Source organism: Psychrobacter sp. T6-1, assembly GCF_052258445.1.
This window is the reverse complement of the sequence record NZ_JBQQFC010000256.1, coordinates 1-3,617: the sequence shown is the minus strand read 5'-3', so window position 1 is coordinate 3,617 and position 3,617 is coordinate 1. Positions and strand designations below refer to the sequence as shown.

General features: G+C 46.4%; 3 protein-coding genes. All 3 read right to left on the bottom strand.

Annotated features, from left to right (window positions below; genetic code table 11):
• Window positions 1–1,214: aconitase family protein (locus tag ACTXGO_RS11190; RefSeq protein WP_443574537.1), on the bottom strand; the 1,214-nt coding region annotated here is incomplete at its 3' end.
• 212 nt (window positions 1,215–1,426) lie between these two features.
• Window positions 1,427–2,554 carry a bifunctional 2-methylcitrate synthase/citrate synthase gene (gene prpC / locus ACTXGO_RS11185; RefSeq protein WP_317199423.1) on the bottom strand — a complete coding sequence of 376 codons (1,128 nt, stop codon included), beginning with the start codon at window positions 2,552–2,554 and terminating at the stop codon, window positions 1,427–1,429.
• 70 nt (window positions 2,555–2,624) lie between these two features.
• The gene (gene prpB, locus ACTXGO_RS11180) at window positions 2,625–3,515 is read right to left on the bottom strand and encodes a methylisocitrate lyase (RefSeq protein ID WP_317199424.1); all 891 of its coding nucleotides are present in this window, start codon (window positions 3,513–3,515) and stop codon (window positions 2,625–2,627) included.
• Window positions 3,516–3,617 lie beyond the last annotated feature (102 nt).

Genomic DNA, 3,617 nt, shown 5'->3' with positions numbered 1-3,617 from the left:
TCTTTTGGCTCAGGCAATTTATTACCTTCGCCATGAGCGATACCTTCTTTGACCAAATCAGTTGTCGAGACGCGAGCGTGCGGACGTGATGGGCCTGCGATATTACGCACGACTTTGGATAAGTCAAAGCGTAAGATACGATCATATTCAGCATCAACCATGCCATCAGCCCACAGGCCGGTTTGCTTAGCATAGGCTTCCACAGTTTTGATCTGCTGCTCGGTACGACCCGTTAGACGTAGATAATCAATCGTTTGCTCATCGATAGAGAACATTGCTGCGGTTGCACCATATTCTGGTGTCATATTTGAGATAGAAGCACGGTCGCCAACGGTAAGGTTGCGCGCACCGTCACCGTAGAATTCTAGATAGGCGGATACAACGCCCTCATCTCGTAAGAATTCGGTCATGGCTAGGACTAAATCCGTACCCGTAATGCCTTCTTGTAATTTACCTGTCAACTCAACGCCAACGATATCTGGCAGACGCATGTAGGAGGGATTGCCTAGCATCACGCTCTCAGCTTCAAGCCCGCCCACACCAATAGAGATAACACCCAAGGCATCAACCATAGGTGTATGGCTATCAGTACCCACTAGGGTATCAGGAAAGGTAATGGCATCACCGTCTTGGTCGGCGACCACTTGTACCACGGGTGACATTTTCTCAAGATTAATCTGGTGCATGATGCCGTTACCGGGCGGCACGACGTTGACGTTATCAAAGGCATACTGACACCAGTTGATAAAGTGAAAACGGTCTTCGTTACGGCGCTCTTCGATAGCGCGGTTTTTCTCAAAGGCGTCTTCTTCAAAGCCTGCGTGCTCAACAGCTAATGAGTGATCGACGATCAATTGCGTGGGCACGATTGGATTGACTTTGGATGGGTCACCGCCCTCAGCTGCGATAGCGTCACGCAAACCTGCCAAATCGACAAAGGCAGTCTGACCTAAGATATCATGACAGACGACGCGAGCAGGATACCAAGGAAAATCAACATCTTGCTTACGGTAAATATGCTGTGACAAGGCTTCGGTTAAGTCCTCTGGTGGACAGCGGCGTACTAAGTTTTCGCACAATACTTTTGAGCTAAAAGGTAGCTTGGCATAAGCACCTGGCTCAATATCATTAACCGCTTGTTCGACATCAAAGTAATGCAAATCAGTACTGCTTTCATCTAAAGACGGCAACGGCTTTTTGTATTGCTCATTCATGGTTTGCGGATTAACTTGCGTTAAAGGCTGCTTGCTATCGGTACTCATGGCGTGCTTTCCTTTATAGGTGAGAAGGGATAATTTATTTAGCAAAATTTATGGTTGATAATAAGTTTTGCTAAATAAACAAAAGTGATGAGTATATAAATTTAACGGCCAAGTCTGTAAACAAAGCGACTTGACCGTTAAGCGATAATTGCTAAAAAGACAGATTAACGATTAGCAATATCTGGCACGTCTCTTGGCTCTTCACCGATATACTCCGCACTTGGGCGAATAATACGGTTGTTAGCGCGTTGTTCAAAGACGTGAGCGGCCCAACCTGTCAGACGTGAGCACACAAATATCGGCGTGAACAGTTTGGTTGGAATACCCATGAAGTTGTACGTTGAGGCATGGAAAAAGTCTGCATTACAGAACAGTTTTTTCTCGCGCCACATCACTTCTTCACAGCGTACTGATACTGGATACAAGACGGTATCACCCACATCGTCGGCGAGTTTTTCAGCCCACTTTTTGATGATAACGTTACGCGGATCAGACTCGCTATAGATCGCATGACCAAAGCCCATGATCTTGTCTTTACGCTCAAGCATCGCCATCATCTCTTCTTCGGCTTCATCAGGCGATTTGAAATCTTGGATCATATCCATCGCCGCTTCATTTGCGCCGCCATGCAAGTTACCACGTAAGGATCCGATAGCGCCTGTAATACAAGAGTGGATATCAGAGAGGGTAGAGGCACATACGCGTGCGGTAAAGGTTGACGCATTGAACTCGTGCTCAGCGTACAAGATAAGTGAGACGTTCATCACTTTGGTATGGAGCTCATTTGGCTTCTCACCTTTTAACAGATGCAAAAAGTGACCGCCGATAGTGTCGTCATCCGTTTGGGTCTCGATACGCTCGTTATCATGCGTGAAGCGATACCAGTAGTTGATGATAGATGGGAATACCGCGAGCATGCGATCGGTCTTATCGTTCTCTTGCTCAAAGTCGGTTTCGGTCTCAAGATTACCCAGCATTGAGCAACCAGTACGCAGTACATCCATTGGATGAGCATCTGCTGGAATACGCTCTAATACGTCTTTAAGCGCTTGCGGTAGACCGCGCAGTGTTTTGAGCTTGGCTTGATAATCATCTAGCTCACTTTGAGTGGGTAGATTGCCATAAAGTAGCAAGTATGCCACTTCTTCAAAGATACATTTCTCTGCCAAGTCTGACACATCATAACCACGATACGTCAGACCTGAGCCTGATTTACCAACGGTAGATAGTGAGGTTTTGCCTGCAACCTGACCGCGCAATCCTGCGCCTGAGAGTTCCTTTTTTGCTGCCATAATACATTCCTTTTTGGTGGCTTGGTGGTACAGTGAATTGACTTACTAACATAGACTTACGAATGCTGTTTTATTTGCTATCGGCAAATAATTTATCCAGCGTTTGCTCAAACTCATGATAGTTTAAGAAATCATATAACTCCATACGCGTTTGCATGGTATCGACGACTTTTTCTTGCGTGCCGTCATCGAGTAGATGCTGATAGACATTAAGCGCCGCTTTGTTCATCGCACGAAACGCAGATAGAGGGTAGAGCACCATATCGACACCCACGCCATGAAGTTGCTCAGTGGTGTAGAGGTCAGTCTGTCCAAATTCTGTCATATTGGCAAGGACAGGGATGTCGAGTACGTCGGTAAATTTACGATACATCTCGATATCGGTCAAGGCTTCGGCGAATATCATGTCCGCACCTGCCTCAGAGAATGCAACGGCGCGCTCAACAGCGGCATCTAAACCTTCAACAGATAGCGCGTCAGTACGAGCCATTACCACAAAATCAGGGTCTGTTTTGGCGTCAAGAGCCGCTTTTAGACGATCGACCATCTCTGAGATGCTGACGATTTCTTTATTAGGACGATGACCACAGCGTTTTTGGGCGATTTGATCTTCGATATGCACCGCCGCCACGCCAGCTTTTTCCATTTTTTTGACACTCTGACTAATGTTAAAAGCGCCGCCCCAACCAGTGTCAATATCGACTAGTAACGGGGTATCTACCGCATCTGTAATACGGCGCGCATCTTCTAAGACGTTATCAAGGCTCGTCATACCCAAGTCTGGCAGACCAAAAGAGGCATTAGCAACGCCGCCACCTGAGAGATACAAGGCTTTATGACCCACTTGAGTGGCCATCATCGCCGTATAAGCATTGATAGTGCCGACGATTTGTAGCGGTAAGTTATTATTGTTCTGCTCTTTCATCGCACTGCGAAAGCGTGCGCCAGCTGATGATGACATAGTAGTATCCTTGCGTAGAGGGTAGGCTTATGATTGCCCAAATTTAAAATAGAAATTGTAAAATGATTGAATCTTTATCGACTTAGAGTACACTTAATCACT